This is a genomic window from Desulfurococcus sp. (genome assembly GCF_049970475.1).
Lineage (GTDB): Archaea > Thermoproteota > Thermoprotei_A > Sulfolobales > Desulfurococcaceae > Desulfurococcus > Desulfurococcus amylolyticus.
In genome coordinates this window covers 1-17,593 of sequence record NZ_JBMFMW010000014.1, presented here as the reverse complement: position 1 = coordinate 17,593, position 17,593 = coordinate 1, and the positions used below count along the sequence as shown (strand labels likewise).

General features: G+C 46.1%; 20 protein-coding genes, 3 tRNA genes and 1 pseudogene. 16 read left to right on the top strand and 8 right to left on the bottom strand.

Features of this window, described 5'->3' with window-relative positions; genetic code table 11:
• Window positions 1-205 precede the first annotated feature (205 nt).
• The 10 genes from secY to ACP5N5_RS01810 all read left to right on the top strand — a co-directional run bounded on the left by secY (window position 206) and on the right by ACP5N5_RS01810 (window position 6,896).
• Window positions 206-1,630: a preprotein translocase subunit SecY gene (secY, locus tag ACP5N5_RS01855; protein ID WP_428131919.1), complete on the top strand. Its 1,425-nt coding sequence runs from the start codon at window positions 206-208 to the stop codon at window positions 1,628-1,630.
• Between the two features lie 2 nt (window positions 1,631-1,632).
• The gene (locus tag ACP5N5_RS01850) at window positions 1,633-2,097 is read left to right on the top strand and encodes a 7tm Odorant receptor (RefSeq protein WP_428131914.1); all 465 of its coding nucleotides are present in this window, start codon (window positions 1,633-1,635) and stop codon (window positions 2,095-2,097) included.
• Window positions 2,098-2,151: 54 nt separating this feature from the next.
• The gene (locus ACP5N5_RS01845; RefSeq protein WP_428131907.1) at window positions 2,152-2,424 is read left to right on the top strand and encodes a 50S ribosomal protein L34e; all 273 of its coding nucleotides are present in this window, start codon (window positions 2,152-2,154) and stop codon (window positions 2,422-2,424) included.
• A 28-nt stretch (window positions 2,425-2,452) separates the two neighbouring features.
• Window positions 2,453-3,010 (top strand): (d)CMP kinase, encoded by a 558-nt coding sequence (gene cmk / locus ACP5N5_RS01840; RefSeq protein ID WP_012608816.1) that lies wholly within the window; start codon window positions 2,453-2,455, stop codon window positions 3,008-3,010.
• A 28-nt stretch (window positions 3,011-3,038) separates the two neighbouring features.
• Window positions 3,039-3,329 carry a 50S ribosomal protein L14e gene (locus ACP5N5_RS01835; RefSeq protein WP_012608815.1) on the top strand — a complete coding sequence of 97 codons (291 nt, stop codon included), beginning with the start codon at window positions 3,039-3,041 and terminating at the stop codon, window positions 3,327-3,329.
• Between the two features lie 69 nt (window positions 3,330-3,398).
• Window positions 3,399-3,668, top strand: a complete 270-nt coding sequence (locus ACP5N5_RS01830) for a hypothetical protein (protein ID WP_042667803.1) — start codon at window positions 3,399-3,401, stop codon at window positions 3,666-3,668.
• An 18-nt stretch (window positions 3,669-3,686) separates the two neighbouring features.
• A complete protein-coding gene (locus tag ACP5N5_RS01825; protein ID WP_276813690.1) occupies window positions 3,687-4,457 on the top strand; it encodes an RNA-guided pseudouridylation complex pseudouridine synthase subunit Cbf5 in 771 nt (256 codons plus the stop codon).
• Window positions 4,454-5,035 carry a class I SAM-dependent methyltransferase gene (locus ACP5N5_RS01820; RefSeq protein ID WP_048059009.1) on the top strand — a complete coding sequence of 194 codons (582 nt, stop codon included), beginning with the start codon at window positions 4,454-4,456 and terminating at the stop codon, window positions 5,033-5,035. Before ACP5N5_RS01825 ends, ACP5N5_RS01820 begins: the two co-directional genes overlap by 4 nt.
• Before the next feature lie 5 nt (window positions 5,036-5,040).
• Window positions 5,041-5,124: transfer RNA gene (locus ACP5N5_RS01815), tRNA-Ser, on the top strand.
• 536 nt (window positions 5,125-5,660) lie between these two features.
• The gene (locus tag ACP5N5_RS01810) at window positions 5,661-6,896 is read left to right on the top strand and encodes a S8 family peptidase (protein ID WP_428131884.1); all 1,236 of its coding nucleotides are present in this window, start codon (window positions 5,661-5,663) and stop codon (window positions 6,894-6,896) included.
• On the opposite strand, the gene ACP5N5_RS01805 is transcribed toward ACP5N5_RS01810, so the two are convergent.
• Together ACP5N5_RS01805 and ACP5N5_RS01800 are read right to left on the bottom strand one after the other, a co-directional pair.
• Window positions 6,888-7,778, bottom strand: coding sequence for a hypothetical protein (locus ACP5N5_RS01805; RefSeq protein WP_428131879.1), 891 nt, complete (start codon window positions 7,776-7,778; stop codon window positions 6,888-6,890). The two genes, ACP5N5_RS01810 and ACP5N5_RS01805, sit on opposite strands and share 9 nt — an antisense overlap.
• 159 nt (window positions 7,779-7,937) lie before the next feature.
• Window positions 7,938-8,233 (bottom strand): annotated as a pseudogene (locus ACP5N5_RS01800) (pyroglutamyl-peptidase I); the annotation flags it as partial.
• 181 nt (window positions 8,234-8,414) lie between these two features.
• Here ACP5N5_RS01800 and ACP5N5_RS01795 point away from each other — a divergent pair.
• Window positions 8,415-8,615, top strand: a complete 201-nt coding sequence (locus ACP5N5_RS01795) for a hypothetical protein (protein WP_051401025.1) — start codon at window positions 8,415-8,417, stop codon at window positions 8,613-8,615.
• Between the two features lie 102 nt (window positions 8,616-8,717).
• On the opposite strand, the gene rbcL is transcribed toward ACP5N5_RS01795, so the two are convergent.
• Window positions 8,718-10,055, bottom strand: coding sequence for a type III ribulose-bisphosphate carboxylase (gene rbcL, locus ACP5N5_RS01790; RefSeq protein ID WP_276813696.1), 1,338 nt, complete (start codon window positions 10,053-10,055; stop codon window positions 8,718-8,720).
• A gap of 121 nt (window positions 10,056-10,176) precedes the next feature.
• On the opposite strand from rbcL, the gene ACP5N5_RS01785 reads away from it, so the two are divergent.
• The gene (locus ACP5N5_RS01785; protein ID WP_042667797.1) at window positions 10,177-10,644 is read left to right on the top strand and encodes an archease; all 468 of its coding nucleotides are present in this window, start codon (window positions 10,177-10,179) and stop codon (window positions 10,642-10,644) included.
• On the opposite strand, the gene ACP5N5_RS01780 is transcribed toward ACP5N5_RS01785, so the two are convergent.
• Entirely contained in the window at window positions 10,633-11,199 is a 567-nt protein-coding gene (locus tag ACP5N5_RS01780) for an archaemetzincin family Zn-dependent metalloprotease (protein ID WP_042667796.1), read from the bottom strand. The two genes, ACP5N5_RS01785 and ACP5N5_RS01780, sit on opposite strands and share 12 nt — an antisense overlap.
• Before the next feature lie 70 nt (window positions 11,200-11,269).
• A tRNA-Phe gene (locus ACP5N5_RS01775) sits at window positions 11,270-11,342 on the bottom strand.
• A 137-nt stretch (window positions 11,343-11,479) separates the two neighbouring features.
• On the opposite strand from ACP5N5_RS01775, the gene ACP5N5_RS01770 reads away from it, so the two are divergent.
• From ACP5N5_RS01770 to ACP5N5_RS01760, 3 genes are all read left to right on the top strand, one after another.
• On the top strand, window positions 11,480-12,205 hold the full coding sequence (locus ACP5N5_RS01770) for a nucleotidyltransferase family protein (protein WP_048058903.1): 726 nt from the start codon (window positions 11,480-11,482) through the stop codon (window positions 12,203-12,205).
• Window positions 12,206-12,207: 2 nt separating this feature from the next.
• Complete coding sequence (gene dcd / locus ACP5N5_RS01765) at window positions 12,208-12,765, top strand: dCTP deaminase (protein WP_276813699.1); 558 nt, start codon at window positions 12,208-12,210, stop codon at window positions 12,763-12,765.
• 64 nt (window positions 12,766-12,829) lie between these two features.
• Window positions 12,830-14,065 (top strand): glycosyltransferase, encoded by a 1,236-nt coding sequence (locus ACP5N5_RS01760; RefSeq protein ID WP_428131855.1) that lies wholly within the window; start codon window positions 12,830-12,832, stop codon window positions 14,063-14,065.
• 510 nt (window positions 14,066-14,575) lie between these two features.
• Here the strand turns inward: ACP5N5_RS01760 and ACP5N5_RS01755 are convergent.
• Together ACP5N5_RS01755 and ACP5N5_RS01750 are read right to left on the bottom strand one after the other, a co-directional pair.
• Entirely contained in the window at window positions 14,576-15,031 is a 456-nt protein-coding gene (locus ACP5N5_RS01755) for a hypothetical protein (RefSeq protein ID WP_042667793.1), read from the bottom strand.
• A gap of 483 nt (window positions 15,032-15,514) precedes the next feature.
• Window positions 15,515-15,624 (bottom strand) — tRNA-Glu (locus tag ACP5N5_RS01750).
• A gap of 110 nt (window positions 15,625-15,734) precedes the next feature.
• Here ACP5N5_RS01750 and ACP5N5_RS01745 point away from each other — a divergent pair.
• Window positions 15,735-16,739, top strand: coding sequence for a zinc-dependent alcohol dehydrogenase family protein (locus ACP5N5_RS01745; protein WP_048058902.1), 1,005 nt, complete (start codon window positions 15,735-15,737; stop codon window positions 16,737-16,739).
• A 2-nt stretch (window positions 16,740-16,741) separates the two neighbouring features.
• Here the strand turns inward: ACP5N5_RS01745 and sfsA are convergent, their stop codons facing one another.
• Entirely contained in the window at window positions 16,742-17,467 is a 726-nt protein-coding gene (gene sfsA, locus ACP5N5_RS01740; RefSeq protein WP_428131839.1) for a DNA/RNA nuclease SfsA, read from the bottom strand.
• Window positions 17,468-17,593: the final 126 nt, after the last annotated feature.

Below are 17,593 nucleotides of genomic sequence, written 5' to 3'. Positions count from 1 at the left end.
TATTCTCTGGGCGGGTATACAAGGTATTCCCCGCTGTGAAGGGTGAAGCAGGTAGCCAGATATATCTACAGGTAATCACAGGTATTCACCAGACCCGAACCCTCCATAATGAAATGAATTTAATAAGCCCCTCACGACTCATTATAGAGTCTAGTCTAGACTAAATATTGGGCTTATACTACAGTGATGGATGGGGGTTTGGGGAATGGGTTTACTCAGGGTGATGGCTAAAATAGCGGATTACCTACCTACAGCGGTTAAGCCGCAGGGCAAGCCCTCGATGTATGAGAGGCTGTTCTGGACCGGTGTGGCTTTAATAGTCTACATGATAATGGCTAATACACCGCTCTACGGTATATCCTATGCTGGACCTGAGCAGATATTATTAATACAGATAATATTCGCGTCCAACAGGGGTACGTTAATGGAGCTCGGTATAGGGCCTATTGTAACGGCAGGCTTGATAATGCAGATCCTTGTGGGTGCTAAGTTGATCAACCTTGATTTAACGGATCCCGAGGACAGGAAGGTTTTCACTGCTTCCCAGAAAACCCTAGCCGTTATACTGGCGGCCTTCGAGGCCGGAATGTACGTCTTGTCATGCAGGTACTGGATGCCTCTGGGTAATCCTGTGACAGCTTGTAGTGCTGGATGGCATGTCCGCTTAATAGTGTGGCTCCAATTATTCGTTGCATCCTACCTTGTAATAGTCCTGGATGAGACGATTCAAAAAGGCTGGGGTATAGGCTCCGGTGTCTCGCTGTTCATACTGGCTGGTGTTGCTACAACTATATTCTGGAATATCTTCAGCACTGTGACTTATCAGGGGCAGCCAATAGGCTTCATACCATACATGATCCAGGTGATAAGCAGTGGTGGTGGCTTAGGTAATGTATTGTTCAGGCCCGGCGGTAGAGACCTTGTTGGACTCATAGCTACTATAGTTATAATGTTTATCCTTGTATACTTGAGCAATATGAAGGTCGAAATACCCGTTACATCACCGAGGTTGCAGAGCATTAAGACCAAGATACCGCTCCAGTTCCTCTATGTAACCAATATACCCGTGTTATTTGTAGGTATACTTTACGCCAACATACTTGTCTTCGCAACATTGTTCAGGGTTTACCTTGCGTCAGTGGTGCCCCCGAGCTTTGTTGACCTATTAGCTAGATACGATACCTCAGGTAGGCTTGTCGGTGGATTAGCATACTACCTCGCATCGCCTAATGGCTTATATAGTGCTCTATCCGATCCAGCTCATCTAATAGTGTATAGTTTACTGGTCTTCATACTGGCAGTCCTATTCGGGTTGATGTGGGTCGAGGTCGCTGGATTAAACCCGGCTGCACAGGCTGAACAATTAATCAGTAGTGGATTCGAGGTTCCAGGGTTAAGAAACAACCCGAAGATTCTTGAGAAAATACTAGCCAAGTACATTTATCCCTTGACAGTGCTTTCAAGCCTTATTGTTGCAGCGATAGCTGTGCTAGCGGATGCATTAGGAGCCTATGGTACTGGCACCGGGATACTGCTGGCTATAGGTATCCTGCAGCAGTACTACGCGTTAATAGCTTACGAGAGAACTCTCGAGGCATACCCGTTGCTAAGGCGCCTTGTGGGAGAGTAGTAATGATCACAACGATTGTTTTACTCGTCTCCATTTCATCAGCCATATTAATATCCCTGCTTATTAAAGCTGTTAGGAATCATCCATATTTCAGTGAAGCTGTTAAGACATACCAGAGTATACAGGTTCCCGAAACCCCTAGGAGCAAGGGGGATGTGAGGAGGCTTAGGAAGTATAGGGCTCTATATAGGTCTGCGAGGAGGAGAATGCTCCTTCTCTTCGTAATACATATATCCGTCTTCTCGCTAGTCTATACGCTGATGATACTAGTTGTCTCGCTAATAGCTCGTTCAACCCAGTACGTGGATATACCCGTGTCGATACCATTCCTCTCTGGTTTAAACACTGAGAGAGGCATTTACTACACGCATATATACATTATAGCCTTAATCGGCTTCGCTGTACCAATATACCTGGTCTCAAGGAGCATTAGGCTGGAATCAAACAACCACCCTAGTAAAATTTAAGAACCTCTCGTAAATTATTACTCTAGAGCTAGAAATGCTTATGGTGAGGCATCGATGCCTAGGCCAATGTATAGGAATAGGAGTTGGAGAAGAATTGTTGTTAAAACACCTGGCGGAGATGTCAGTGTGCATTATGAGAAGAGGAGGCCTAATGCGGCTAGGTGTGCTATATGTGGTAGACCACTCAACGGGGTTCCAGCTCTAAGGCCGGTGGAGCTCCGTAAACTAGCTAAGACCGAGAAGCGTCCTGAGAGGCCCTATGGAGGCTATATATGTCACGAGTGCCTTGCAAGGGGTATAAGGGAGGCTGTGAGGCAAGCACTCTAACCCCTGTTCCCTCTAGCGGTGTCTTAAATTGGTTAAGATAGTTTTTAGCGGGCCGCCTGGTAGTGGTAAGACGACCCAGGCTAAACGCGTTGCCGAATACTATGGGTTGAAATACTTCTCGGCTGGCTCATTGTTCAGGGAGTATGCTAGGAGAAAAGGGGTAAGCCTGGAGGAGTTGAGTAGGATAGCGTTGGAGGATCCCTCTATAGACCTCGAGATAGATAGGATGACCCTTGAAACAGTTAGGGACAGTGATGACATCGTTATCGATGGGCATCTAGCAGCCTGGATAGTATCTGACATCGTTGACTTAAAGATATATGTTACAGCTCCCCTCACGCTCAGGATACTCCGTGTAGCCGGCCGTGACAACACTCCCCTGGGTAAAGCGTTGGCTGAGACCCTTATAAGGGAGTATTCTCAGAGAAGAAGGTTCATGGAATACTACGGGATAGACATATATGATACCTCGATATTCGATTTAACTATAAACACAAAGCTAATCGGGGTCGAGGAGGCGTTTAACATTATTAAGTCTATAATAGATAAGATTTTAAAAGAGAAACATGGTAGTATGAGTGAATAGTGTTTAAAGGAGTAGAGGGGTGTTTAAAATGCCCGCGATAGAAATAGGTAGGATATGTGTTAAAACAGCAGGTAGGGAAGCAGGCAGGAAATGTATTATAGTAGACATAATAGATGACAACTTCGTCTTAGTAACAGGGCCTAAGTCACTGACAGGAGTTAAGAGGAGAAAGGTGAACATAAAGCACTTGGAGCCCACAGATAAATCAATTAAGATACCCAGAGGCGCTAGTGATGAAGAGGTTTTAAAGGCCATCGGTGAAAATGGTTTAACAGATTATATGGTGGAGCATGTAAAGCCGAAGCTGACGCCTATTTAAGCTGGGTCTCGGCGAAATAATTAATATTTTCTTTAAATATTTTCTCTCCACCAGGGAAGGTGTAGTATAATGGACCTGGTTGAGAAGGGGTTATCCTTCATAGATTACATAACAGCGAGAGCCGGCTACAGGAATGAATGGATAGTACTAAGAGATGCTGAGACAAGCCCAGACCACGGGGTATTACCATATGAGAGAAAGGTAAACGATCACATAAACTACGGTGTGATAAACCTTGATAAACCACCGGGGCCAACGAGTCACGAGGTCGTGGCATGGGTCAAGAAAATGTTCAATCTGGAGAAAGCCGGTCACGGGGGCACCCTGGAGCCCCTTTAGGGGCGGGGAAACCCCAAGGTGACCGGTGTTCTACCAATCGGGCTAGCGAATAGTACGAAGGTCATTGGGAACGTGATACATAGTGTTAAGGAATACGTAATGGTTATACAGTTACATGGGGATGCCAGGGAGTCCAGTGTTAAAATGGTTGTAGAGTACTTTAAGGGCGATATATACCAGAAGCCGCCGCTGAGATCCAGTGTTAAGAGAAGTATTAGGGTCAGGAGGATATATGAAATCGAGTTACTGGAGATCAGGGATAGATTCATACTTGTGAGGGTTTTAAGCGATCCAGGTACATACATGAGGAAACTTGCACACGATATCGGATTAATGCTTGGCACCGGGGCACACATGAGGGAGCTACGTAGAACCCGTACAGGTCCCTATAGAGAGGATGAAACACTGGTTAGGCTGCAGGATATCAGCGAGGCACTTACATTATGGAGGAGTAGCGGGGATGAGAGATACATCAGGAGGATAATACTCCCGGTTGAGACATCGATAGCTCACCTACCGAAGATAATGATACTTGATACAGCTGTAGACGCAATAGCTCATGGAGCCAATCTAGCTGTACCAGGCATCGCTAGGTTAACAAGTAATGTTGAGAGAAATAAAACTGTAGCTATCCTAACGCTTAAAGGTGAGCTGGTGGCGCTGGGTACGGCGCTATATAGTGCAAAGGAGATAGCTGGGATGAAGAAGGGTGTGGTGGCGAGGACCCGGAGGGTGGTAATGCCTACAGGGATCTATCCCCCCGCATGGAGGAAGGGGCAGCCGGGATGACGCACTACTATAAGCCTGGCCAGCCAGGCGAGAGGAAGCTCTTTTCCTTCACTATTCACGGCTATACATTCGAGTTCATATCTTACACGAGTCTCTTCTCGGGATCCAGCTTGGATGATGGGACAAGACTACTCCTCGAGAACATCATGGTGCCGAGGAGCGGCGTGGTACTAGATATAGGGTGTGGCTATGGAGTGATAGGTATAGTGGTAGCTAAGTTGAACCCCTTGCTCGAAGTATATATGACTGATGTAAACCCATTAGCAGTCAAGGTGGCTCGTTTAAACGCCTCAAGGAATAATGTAGAGGATAGGGTAGTAGTCCTCCAGGGTGATAGGTATAAGCCTGTAGAAGGAATGAAGTTCAATGCCATATACTCCAATCCCCCACTCTCAGCAGGAATGAGGATAGTGGAGGACATAGTTTTAGGAGCTAGAAGATACCTGACCGAAGACGGCTTCGCACAGTTCGTGCTAGCTAGAGGAGGAGAGTACCTGGCTGAGAAAGCAAGGGAGAGTTACAGCATCGTCGATGCGAAAAGTAAAAAAGGCTATATCCTCCTATATCTTAAACCATGAGGAGCGCCGGGGTGCCCGAGCGGTCTAAGGGGCTGGCCTTGAGAGCCAGTGGGCTCACGCCCGCGCGGGTTCAAATCCCGCCCCCGGCGTCATCCCTTATTTATTAGATTTTTGGTAGTTACCCTGGAATTACCCCTAAGTTCATGGGAGTTATGGTTTATCTTTTTTTCTCGGTGGAGTGTAAAGGGGTTTTAAGCTCTGACCTCCTCCCCGCCCTAAAGGGTTGGGGTTCCCTTTAGGGCGGGAGGTTCCTCGCATCTATTCAGGGTTTACGTTATCTGCAGGGCAGTTGAGGGGATAAAGGAGTTAATCTATACAGCCACAGTGATTGTTGATGAATGTTAGTCGGCGATTACCACAGTAACAGTGGTGGGTGATGCGTTCACAGGGTTAATTCATATTACGATGATTTTTGGAGTGATCGTGGTACTGTTAATAGCGTTGATATTCTATTCATGGTTGAAGGGTAGATATTGTAGATGAATAGTGTTTCTCGGTTTTCCCTACCTACTAGCTCCCCGATATGCTTCTCGGTCAGTGTTATGGATCCGGCTTGTTCTCTAGATAGAAAAATTTATAAAGTATCCCACTGATTACTGTATGTGATTTAAATCTGGGTGGGGCCATGGTGTTCAATAAATATGTCTTATTAATAGTAGTACTGGCTCTACTATTAATCCCACTAGTATTCTCTAACGAATCAGAGGCGTTAATAGTCAATGGGGGCTCAAACAAGGTAAGAGTAGTGATAGGATATAGGGATGAATCCTCTAGGCAGAACCTGTTGAGGAACCTCGGGGTATCACCAGTGAAAGAGATCAGGGATCTAAAGATACTGGTTGTCGAGATACCTGAGTCATTGATAACCCGTGTTAAAAGCCTGCCGGGTATTAGATACATTGAGAAAGATATAGAGGCCAGGGCTTTCGGCATAAGCAACTATTATGGTGACATCAAGTGGAACATGTACATGATCGGCATAACGGATGTCTGGGACTACTATTATAAATACTATGGCAGGTATACATTCGGTAGGGGAGTAGTCGTAGCTGTCCTTGACACAGGTATTGATTACACCCATCCGGACCTCTATGGCAGGGTTGCATACTGTATAAGGACAACTGGCTCAACCACTTATAGGGGTACTTCACTAAGTAACTGCATGGATGGAAACGGGCATGGAACACATGTAGCCGGGATAATTGCGGCGACTATAAATGGTGCGGGCGTAGCAGGTGTAGCACCAAACGTGACCCTGATAGCGGTTAAAGTACTCTATGACTCAGGAAGCGGGAGCGTTACAGATATAGCTGAGGGAATAGTGGAAGCTGTGAAGGCTGGAGCATACATACTCAGCATGTCGCTTGGTTCCTCAAGCGATAATAGCGTGTTAAGGGATGCATCAAACTGGGCTTACCAGCAAGGCGCTATACAGATTGTTGCAGCAGGTAACTCTGGCGATGGAAACCCAAGTACAGATAACGTTAACTACCCAGCTAGATACCCATGGGTGATAGCTGTTGCAGCAGTGGATTCAAACGGTAATACACCATCATGGAGTAGTGATGGACCGGAGGTTGATGTGGCGGCGCCCGGAGTCAACATATTATCTACGTACCCGAATAAAAAATACGCTTATCTAAGCGGTACATCAATGGCTACCCCGCATGTAACAGGTGTTGTGGCAGTTATAGAAGCCATGAGGTATGCTGCTGGTAAAAGCTGGCTGGGCTTCGACGCTATTTATAAAGTCCTGACATCTACAGCATATGATCTAGGTTCTTCAGGCTTCGACGTTTACACCGGGTATGGACTAGTGGATGCGTACAGCGCAGTCCAATACGCGTTAAGTCTACCCTAGTTTCTCCTCCAATATTTTTTCATGGGGTCTCAGACCCTCAATTCTTTTCACACTCCATGTCTCAACATGGATGTTTGATCTCCCTGGTTCTATTCTCCTTAAGGGGCCAAGGGTCTCTAGCTCCAGGAATCTATCATTAGTGTATACTTCTACACTCGAGCCGAAGTCGGGGTATACAGCGTCTTCTTCTCTGAAAGACTTCTTGAACAAGTATTCCTCCACCCAGTACGCGATCCATGAGGGATTGGCTCTAGCACCTATTTTAACCGGGTTTTTAACACCTGGGTCTTGATGTACTATGATGTAGCTACCTCTAAGCTTAATCCTCGGGTCATCTAGCCTAGTGTACGGCCATGCCACAATGAATCTATCTGGGAGTAGGCCGTGGTGATCCACCTGCCTCGGCTTAAATGGTATTATAGCGAATCCATTACCCCTCATAACTGAGATAGCCCAGCACGAGAACTCCAGTGGCCATCTACCTATATTGATTATTTCATGGACTACTTTCACCGAGTAGTCTTCTTCACCCGGTGTAACACGTATCTTCTTTAAAACATTGTTAGCACGCTCCGGGTTGCCGACGATCTCGATCTCATCTCTCTCAATCCTTAATTCAACTGGTTTATCGTCAAGTGAGTAGGAACGCGGCATGGCTTCAGGCGATGTCCAGAGCCTATGTCCCCCATGTATTTTCCAGGTGCCCTCGGGCGTTTCAATACTGATATCTGGTATTATACTGAATAAATTGAACTCGGGCTTCTCAAGGGGGGCGATATATAGTATCCTGGGACCTATGTCCAATGGTATACCGATCAATAGCTTGTTGACAATGTAGATTCTAAGCCTGTACCCCTCGACTATCTTCTCGGTGTACTCCATTGACACGTCCCTCCGGGAAGTTGTTTTTAGTGTGGTGCGTCGACACATCTTATTACTCTAATATCTATATCTAGGGTTATTTTGCCCGGTTGTGTCCTCACTTATTATAGACTCGATGACTACTTTAATTGCTTTGATCATTAATTCGGGACTCATACTCGGCGAAACACCATGCGACTCCATTTTGGCAGCTTGCTCTGGTAGGTATGGTAGATGGATAAACCCGGCTCTCAAGGGATAGCCATAAGTGTATCCATGATGCAGTAACTCGTAGAATACTAAGTTGCATACATATGTGCCAGCAGTATTGGATACAGCAGCCGGTATGCCTTCCTCAGTTAGTTTCCTAACTATCTTCTTTACAGGTATTGTTGCCAGGTAAGCTGTGGGGCACCGGGTTCAATTGGTTCATCCTCAGGCTTCACGCCATCGTTATCAGGTATTCTCACATTCATCAGGCTTAATGCGACTCTATCGATCCTAACGCATTGAGTCCCGGGAGCCAGCCCCAGAGTATCCTCATGAGGCCGGGTGGAAAATCATCATGAAGGTGATGGAGCTACTGGAGATCAAGGGGTTAGAGAATAGGTTTCCCCATGAGTTAAGCGGGAGCAGAGAGTAGCTATTGCAAGGGCATTGGTTAAGAAGCCGGCGTCAATAGTAGCTGATGAACCGTTTTCAAACCTCGATGAATATAGTGCCGAGAGAGTTCTAGGGGTCTTCAAAGAAATGGCCAAGGATGGGACAGCCATATTAATAACCACTACAGAGATGAAGGCTGAATATGGGGCGACCCGTTACTATGTGCTTAAAGGTGGAAGATTATACGTAGATTAAAAAGCTTTATAGAGTATCAGCAAGGTCCTCTAATAAATAAGGGTAGTGTAAAAATGTATTTACAACTGAAAGCCTCACCCTTTAGGGCAGGAAGGAGGTCAGCTAGATGGGTTTTGCAAAGCCCCATTTCTCCAGTGCTCTTGCCAGCTCTCTATGTGTCTTAGCGTACTCGTCTAGTGGAATATTATTCATTATTGCCTCCAGTGCCTGTCTAACAGCCAGTGCTCCGGCTCTAGGCCCGTCTGGATGACCTATTACCCCACCACCTATTTGTAGCACCAGGTTTGTACCCAGAGCCTCTATTACTGGTGGGAGGTTGCCTGGGTGTAAACCACCTGATGAGACAGGCATTGCCGGCTTGATGTGGTGCATTGGTTGCTCTAGGTGGTATATGTCATCTGGGTCTGGCTTGAAGTGTATCTCTCTCAGTATTTTAGCATATCTTATAACGTCTAGCTTCCCGCCTTCGAGTTTTCCTGCCCCGGCTGTGCCAATGTGTAGTTGGTCTATTCCTATGATCCTGTATAATTTAGCCAACACGTACATTGAGATGCCGTGGTATGGATTCCTGGTGAAGGCTGCATGCATTGCTCTGTGCCCATGTATTGCTAGTCCATACTCCTCTGCTAGATCCCTGATATATGTCAGTGCGCTCCACCCGGTGATCACGACATCGACCATTATGTATGGGTTACCGTAGTCTGCTACTAGCCTCAGCCTCTTCTCCATTTCACGTATATCGGAGGTAATATTGGCGAACCAGACTTTTCTCTCACCTGTCTCTTTCTCTACTTTATCAATGACCTTCATAATGGCCTTAGCTCTGGCCTCGAACCTACAGAAGCTTGGGCTGGTCAGGTTTTCATCGTCTTTTATGTAGTCTAATCCACCGCTTAGCAACTCTAAAGCCAGCTTCTCCACTTCCTCCGGTGAGTAACCCTCCTTGGGCTTCGGCACCGTGCCTACTATAGGCCTATCCTTTACCCCGAATATCTCTCTAACACCATTTAATCCCTTACTGGGTCCCTTAAATGACTCGAGGAATTTCTTGGGGAGATATATGTCCTCGAGTCTTAATCCTTCAACACGCTTCATACCAAATATGTTTCCAGCTATGGATGCCAGCAGGCCCGGTATATTTCCTTCCTCGAATAACTCCACTGGGTATGCTATTTTCACAATCCATGATCCATCGCCAAGGTCTTTAAAGTAGTATGCTTTACCACTCAGCCTTCTAACTCTCCCTACATCGTACCAATTGTAAAGGCTGGTCCACGTACCAGTGCTACTCTCAGCAGCTACGCCCCCTGCAGCGTCCTCAATAGTGAATCCCTGTGCAGGTTTAACCCTGTATACAGCTATTACATCGTTGCTGGGGTCAGGAGTATAGTTCTTATCTATGTACTCGTGGTATGTTTCAAACTCGAATTTCCCACTCATCAACTTCACCCGTTTTTGTAAAGTTAATTTTATTTATATCAATTAAATTTTATCTTTAATTGATGTTAAGAGATACCATCGCCATTTATTTCTAAGGGTAAATGGGGCTGGGTGGTCTTTTATGGGAGAGGAAGTGATTGCATCGAGAAATGGCAGGTTCGATTTTCTCGAGCACATGAGCGATATATATGTTAGAGCCTATGGTAAGGACATCCTAGAGTTATTCGAGAACAGCGGGTTAGCGTTATTCGACTCGATGACTAATATTGATCACCTTAGACCAGCCGTGGAGAAGAGGCTAGAGGTTGATGGCTTTGACATGGAGAATTTACTATATAAATGGCTTGAGTCCCTTCTGTTATTATATTACAGTGAGAAACTAATGTGTGGAAGCATAGGTGTGGAAGAATTAAGTATTGAGAGGATTAATGGGGATTTATCATACAAGCTCAAGGCACGGGTACTATGTGAGGAATTCAATCCCTTAAGACATGAGGCCAGGGTTGAGGTGAAGTCTCCAACATATAACTTAATGAGGATATTGAAGCAGGAGGATAAGTGGGTGGCTTACTTCGTCCTAGATATTTAACTCTCTTATCCTCCTAGCGCATCCCTCGCAGAAAAACCTCGACTTGGCATCGACTTCCACAACACTATTACTGAAACTCATGACACAACCCTGGTTACTACAGTGGTTTAATCCTAGTAGGTGCCCTACTTCATGCACTACTTCCTTAACCAGTCTATTAAAGTACAGGTTGAAGTCTGGTTGTAAACCATAGTATTCCTGGCGGAGCCTCCTAGTAAACACTAATGCTGTACTATTACCTGGCACAGCCTCACCGAAGACAAAGTTCAAGCCCTCTTCATACCCATCTAAATAGCCTATCCCAATCACTATTGAGTCCTCGTTAACCCCGGCTAACTGAAGGTATGAGCGGATGTGATCTATTACACATCTCGCCAGGTACTGCTTCCTCTCCCAGTTGAAGCATTTTACAGGCGGCTTTAAAACCTCGCTCCACACGTATGCCCCTACTTTAACACCGGCCCTCTTTAATGAATCCACTAGTAAATCCCTTAACGCGTCGAGGTACTCGAGTACACCATAGCTTGTTAACGGGACAATGATTATCTTTACCAAGACTTTGACCACCTAGACTTGGATTAGATTACTGAAGAATATAAAGACACTGGGAGGATGAGTCATGGTATGCCGCCGCGGGGACTTGAACCCCGGACATCCCGGTCTTCAGCCGGGCGCTCTCCCAGCTGAGCTACGGCGGCACCATTATTAATTGATTAAACAGGGGTTTATTAGGTTTTCCACGAGCCAGAGGGTGTTCGCTATCTCGAGGGAGTTCTGTACTGTGTTAATTATTTTTATATTACGTCTTGGATGGATACTAATGTGGTGTATTAGAATGCTCGCCGTGATCCTGGCTGGAGGATATGGTAAAAGGCTTAGACCATACACGGATGACGTTCCTAAGCCAATGATCCCGGTTGGGGATAAACCTATCCTGGAATGGCAGATCGAGTGGTTGAAAAAGTATGGGTTTAGGGAGATAGTTCTCCTAGTTGGCTATAGGAAGGAGAAGATAATAGAATATATTGGTAGTGGGAGCAGGCTTGGCGTGAGGGTTACATACGTAGTTGAGGATGAACCCTTGGGGACTGGGGGAGCCATTAAGAACGCTGAGCATGTCTTATCCAGGAACGGCACGTTCCTAGTTATCAACGGAGATATAATTACCAATCTCAACCCGCTAAAGCTAGTCGAGAAACTCGAGGGTTCAAGGTATCTTGGTGTAATAGCATCGATACCTCTGCCAAGCCCATATGGTGTCCTCGAAATAGAGGATGAAGACAGGGTTAAGGGATTTGTTGAGAAGCCCCAGTTAAGTGACTACTGGATCAATGCCGGAGTATACGCTTTAAACCCTGAGGCTTTAAGATACTTCCCAGAGAAAGGGGACTTGGAGAAAACAGCGTTCCCTGCCATGGCCCGGGATGGAGTGCTAGGTACGGTGAGATATACTGGTGTATTCTGGAAGGCTATAGATACATTCAAGGAGTTAGAGGAGGCGTCCAGGGCGATCCATGAAATATTCCATGAATCACCTCAGCCACTTAGAAGGAGGGAGTAAGAATGATTCTAAGCGACTGGGATATCCGGGTTTACATCGAGAAGAAGCTCCTGATTATAGACCCGTTATTCGATGATACAGTGAGGGAGAATGGAGTGGACTTAAGGTTCGGGGACGAATTCTGTAGGTTCAAGAGGGAGAACAGTGTAGTTGATACCTCGAGGGACGGGGTTGACAATGTGTTAGAGTGCTATAGGGTTAGAGGCGATGGGTTCGTGATAAACCCGTTGGAGCATGTTTTAACCACGACCCTTGAGTATGTTGAGTTCCCCCATGACCTAGTGGGCTTGGTGAATCTTAGAAGTACTTTTGCCCGCTTCGGCTTATACATTCCGCCGACAGTGATAGATGCCGGGTTCAAGGGGAATATAACCATTGAACTCGTAGGTAGCACGGTACCGGTTAAGGTTTATCCGGGTCAGAGATTCCTCCACTTAATACTGGCGAGGACCAGTAGCCCTGTGTACAAGCCTTACACGGGTAAGTATCAGGGACAGCGAGGTGTAACACCGCCCAAGCTCGATAACAGCTCCTCTAAAAATTTATTAAATACCAGCTAGTTTCTAATTCATGGTTTTAAACACTGTCTCAACTATCTAAGACTTGATGGTAGAGTGGGTCGGCTTGGTTAATGATCCACTGGCTGTAGTAGGACCATTTGCAACCATTATTGGTGGGGCTGAAGTAGTAAAGATACGGGCTTCAATAGTATTGAAGAGGGTTGGCTACAGGGTTCTACTTGCCGGTCTCGCCCCCATTAGGCTGGGGGGTTTTATTACAGGTGTACAGGGCTTAAGCGATGTGGAAGTGTATAGTTTATTCAAGTGGTTTCCACAGGTATTCATACTCTACCAGATGCAACTTAGTAATATAGTCGTTGAGAAAGCAGTGAAACATCGCAGACCGGACCTGGTCTTCATAGATAACGAGGGCTCTAAGGGGATCGATGAGTTAAAGAGGGTTATCGGCTTTAAGCTGGTTAAATACATTCACTTCCCCCACAGCATCTATGTGGCCACAGAGAATTGTAGTAGTTTTAAGAGCAGGAAGATAGAGTCCTACTGTCGTGATGCTGTATCTTACTCTAGGAAGTACTTCTCAACGGTTTTCTGGAACGCTTACTGGGCTATATACCTGAAACTACTGGAGGCAAGCATCCCTGAAGACCCATTCCTACACGCGGATCTCGTTATAACTAACTCGGAGTACACGGGGGATATACTTAGGGAATTATATGGCGTTGAGCCACTAGTATTACATCCACCAGTATACATCGAGGACCTCCTCAGCTGCGGGAGAAAAGGGTTCGATGAAAGAGAGAATAGCGTGGTTATGGTTGGTAGAGTGAGTAGTGAGAAAAGGCATGATGACGTTATAAGAGCTATAGCCTTACTGGAGGAGCGGCCTACGTTGAAGATCATAGGCGCGTTAACAAGGGGAAATATCAACTACTTAACACATCTAAGGAGGCTTGCCGTGAAACACAGGGTAAGGCTAGAACTATACCTTAACGCATCCAGGGAGACGTTGATCGAGAACCTTTGCTCATCCAAGATATTTGTACATGCCACAGTAGGCGAGCACTTCGGTATTGCCGTGGTTGAAGCCATGGCAGCCGGGATCCCAGTTATAGTGAATAGGAATAGTGGGAGCTATAGGGATATATTAGTCAACGGGTATTATGGATTAGGCTATTCATCGATAAGGGAGCTCTCAGAGCTGTTGAAGAGCCTGATACACGATAAGGTATTATGGAGCAAATATCATGATCTCTCGCTATCTAGGAGTATAGAATACGATTCCAGAGTGTTCGAGAAGGCTCTAGCCGATAAAATACGTGGCCTCCTGGATGCTGGATAGGTAACGTGAATAGGGTGTTTAATCCTGCCGTTTATCCCTAGGTGTTCACTCCAATTATATATGTTCATGGCCGCACCTTATTCTAGTAATAATATGATTGTTGAATCATGTGGATCATGTGGTTTAGGTGTATTCCATGAGTAGGGTTGACGCGGTTATACTATTGCTCATTGTATTAGTGGGTATGCTTGTTAGAGTCCCTTTCCTATGGACTACCTGTGGTAGTGACGTGGTTCAGTTCGCTGGTTTCGCAGATACCTTTCTACACCATGGTTTCCACTTCTATGATTACAACTACCTTGAGGCACCCGGCAATAACTGGCCGTATCCATGGAAGTATATTTATGGACCGGTACTCCTCCTCATATTGGCTCCTTTAAGACTTATAGCACCGGATCCTGTGAAGGTGGTCAGGGATCACGGGTTGAATATATATGCCTCCCCATCGTGGTGTGGGATTGTTAAATCTGTCTTCTCATTATTTGATGTTCTAACAGGGATCATGATCTACTATACTGCTAGAAGGATTTTTTCGACGAGTAGGCTGGTGGCAGCGATTGCTTCCTTACTATACTTATTGAACCCGATGACCATATATATCTCAGCGATATATGGCATGTTTGATAACATGGCTTTATTCTTCCTGCTCCTTGGGTTATACATGTACATGGATGGCAGGCATATGTTAGCCGGGTTGTTCATCGCTGGGTTCTCGGTCTCCGTTAAGCAGACTATCCTGCCTTCACTGCTAGTGTTGATTACCGATGTCTTCAAGAAGCATGGTTTATCGGGGGCTTCATTAAAGTATATCATGGTGGTTTTAACAGGTGCATTAGTCCCCTTCACCCCATTCATCATTGCTAGCCCGGGCACGATGGGATCACTGCTTAATGCATTGCTAGAATCATCTAAGCCTGGATATACTGAGCCCGTTGTATATAGTTTCAACGGTTTATCAAGCCTCATCACGTATAATTTCAGGGGTTACATCTGGGTTATTGAGTCATGGTGGGTTTTCTTCACTGTTATAACCCTCTCACTCCTACTACTATACTATAAGCAGGGGAGTACTTTACTCCTATGTGTCTCACTCGCATATATTGCTTTTACTGCTTTCTACTGGAGGGTGAACCACCAATACCTGGTTCCACTAATAGCCTATATATCTCTGCTACTGGTAGCCGGGGAGAACGCTGTATCTAAGCCCCTCTTATTATTTACATATATATGGATAGGGTTATGGCCTGTGGCGTTTCCCACGAGCTGGTGGAGTCATGTACACATTGAGAATCCAGATGTGAATATATGGAGGCTCCTGGACTCCATTACTCTAATGATCTTTGATCCGGCCTTCTACGTAGCCTACTCGCTTGCCTTAACAACAAGCTTCTACATCATTATAGGATCCACTATGGTGCACTGGTTGAAACAGTTGATGAATAAGAGGAGTGCCGCCGCCGGGATTTGAACCCGGGTCTCCCGCACCCTCTCCTCAACGGGCCTTAGGGTGTCACGGGCTCGAGAGGCCCGCATACTTGACCGGGCTATACTACGGCGGCAGTCCGGATATGAATCATATGGATCAAGGTTTTTAAAACATTACTATCCAAGGTTTAAATAGTGTTTCACAGATTAGAGAACACAGGCTTGAGATTGTAAGGTGTATACGTTGAGAGCGATGGTTCTCTATTCTCCAGCTCCTGTCGAGTCAAGGCCGTTGAAATATATGGATGTCGAGAAACCAAGCCCCGGTAGAGGCGAGGTCTTGATAAGGATCCTCAAATGCGGCGTGTGTAGGACGGATCTCCACATTGTTGAAGGCGAGTTGAAACCTGTAAAGCTCCCACTGATACCCGGGCACCAGGTAATCGGTGTAGTAGAAGATGTAGGTGAGGGGGTTGAAGGAGTTAGGAGGGGAGAGCGTGTTGGAGTTCCATGGCTATACTATGCTTGTGGTGAATGCAGGTATTGTAGAAGAGGTCTCGAGAATCTCTGTGAAAACGCTTTATTCACAGGCTACAGTGTGGACGGCGGGTACGCTGAGTACATGGTTGCAAAGGCAGGCTTCATACATAGGATACCTGATGGAATAGATGACACCCATGCAGCTCCATTAATGTGTGCTGGTGCAATAGGCTATAGATCCCTAAAGCTAACGGGGCTCCTTGGTAAGGGTGATGCAACCCTGGGTCTATTTGGCTACGGTGCAGCCGCACACCTTGTTCTACAGGTGGCTAGGAGGCTTGGCTTAAGAGTATACGTGTTCACGAGTAATAGGTGGAAGATAGAGAAGGCTCTCGAGAACGGTGCCGAATGGGCTGGCTCAACAAGTGAGGAGCCCCCGCGTAGACTCGATGCTGCAATAGTGTATGCACCTGTGTCCAGCGTCTTCATTGAGGCATTGAAGAAGATAGATAAGGGTGGGAGAGTAGTATTGGCTGAGATATATATGACTCCAATCGAGCAGCTGGACTACAGCCTCCTATGGCATGAGAAAGAAGTTAAAAGCGTTGCGAATGTAACTAGGAAGGATGTAGGAGAGTTCCTAGAGGTAGCCAGTAGACACGGTGTGAAGCCTGAAGTGAAAACCTATAGGCTTAGCGAGGCCAATGAGGCATTAATAGAGTTAAAGAAGGGGGGACACTTAGGGCAACTAGTACTAGATGTAGCTTAAATCTACTCTTCACACATACTCCAAAGATCCACTGTTAAATCCGGGTTTTCAAGCACTATGCTGTAGGTTGAGTGGTTAAAGCTTATCGACACAGCCTTAAACAATACTCCTTTAGCTACAGCATCCCGGACAACCCTTCCTATTTCCTTATCGAAACCGCAATACAGCTTAAAGCCTCTTGCACCTGGTACACTGGACACGAACACAACTATTGATTTAACACTTGTTGAGGCTAGCTCGCTGAGAACCCTTATCTGTCTCCTACCTCGCTCAGTGGGTGCATCCGGATACCCGGAATAACCGTTTAGATTCATCACGGCGCTCTTTAACTCAATGAATACCATGGTGTTCCCGCATTTAAACAGGAAGTCTATCACAGCCTGATTAATCCTTATGTTTCTCTTAATAAGGCTACAGGGGTTCAACCATGGTATCAACCCTGACTCGGCTGCCTTCAGAAACGCTTTCTCCTGGATACTGGTATCCAATAGGATTACTTCCTCATTATTGTAGACACCTAGAAGCCTGTGCCTGAGCTTGACACCATTTATATTCATGAGCACGCCCCGCCTCCCGGGTTCGAGTATTCCATATAGCCTGCCGGTGTTGTTGAGGTGTGCCTGGATCAATCCATCACCGGCTTCGACTAACACTGTGAAGCGGTTGAGCCGTTTAATTATGGTGCACTCGAATATCTTACTGGGGTCGAGTGTTAGAAGAGGGTACACTATTTTCTCCCCCTGTAGTTTTCCGTTTGTCCCTAGAGGGCTGTTCTGTGCTTTTTAGGGTCATTTAGGGTCGCCTCTAGGGACTTCCGCCTCGCCCACAGGTCACGTGCTATCACCGTGGGTTCA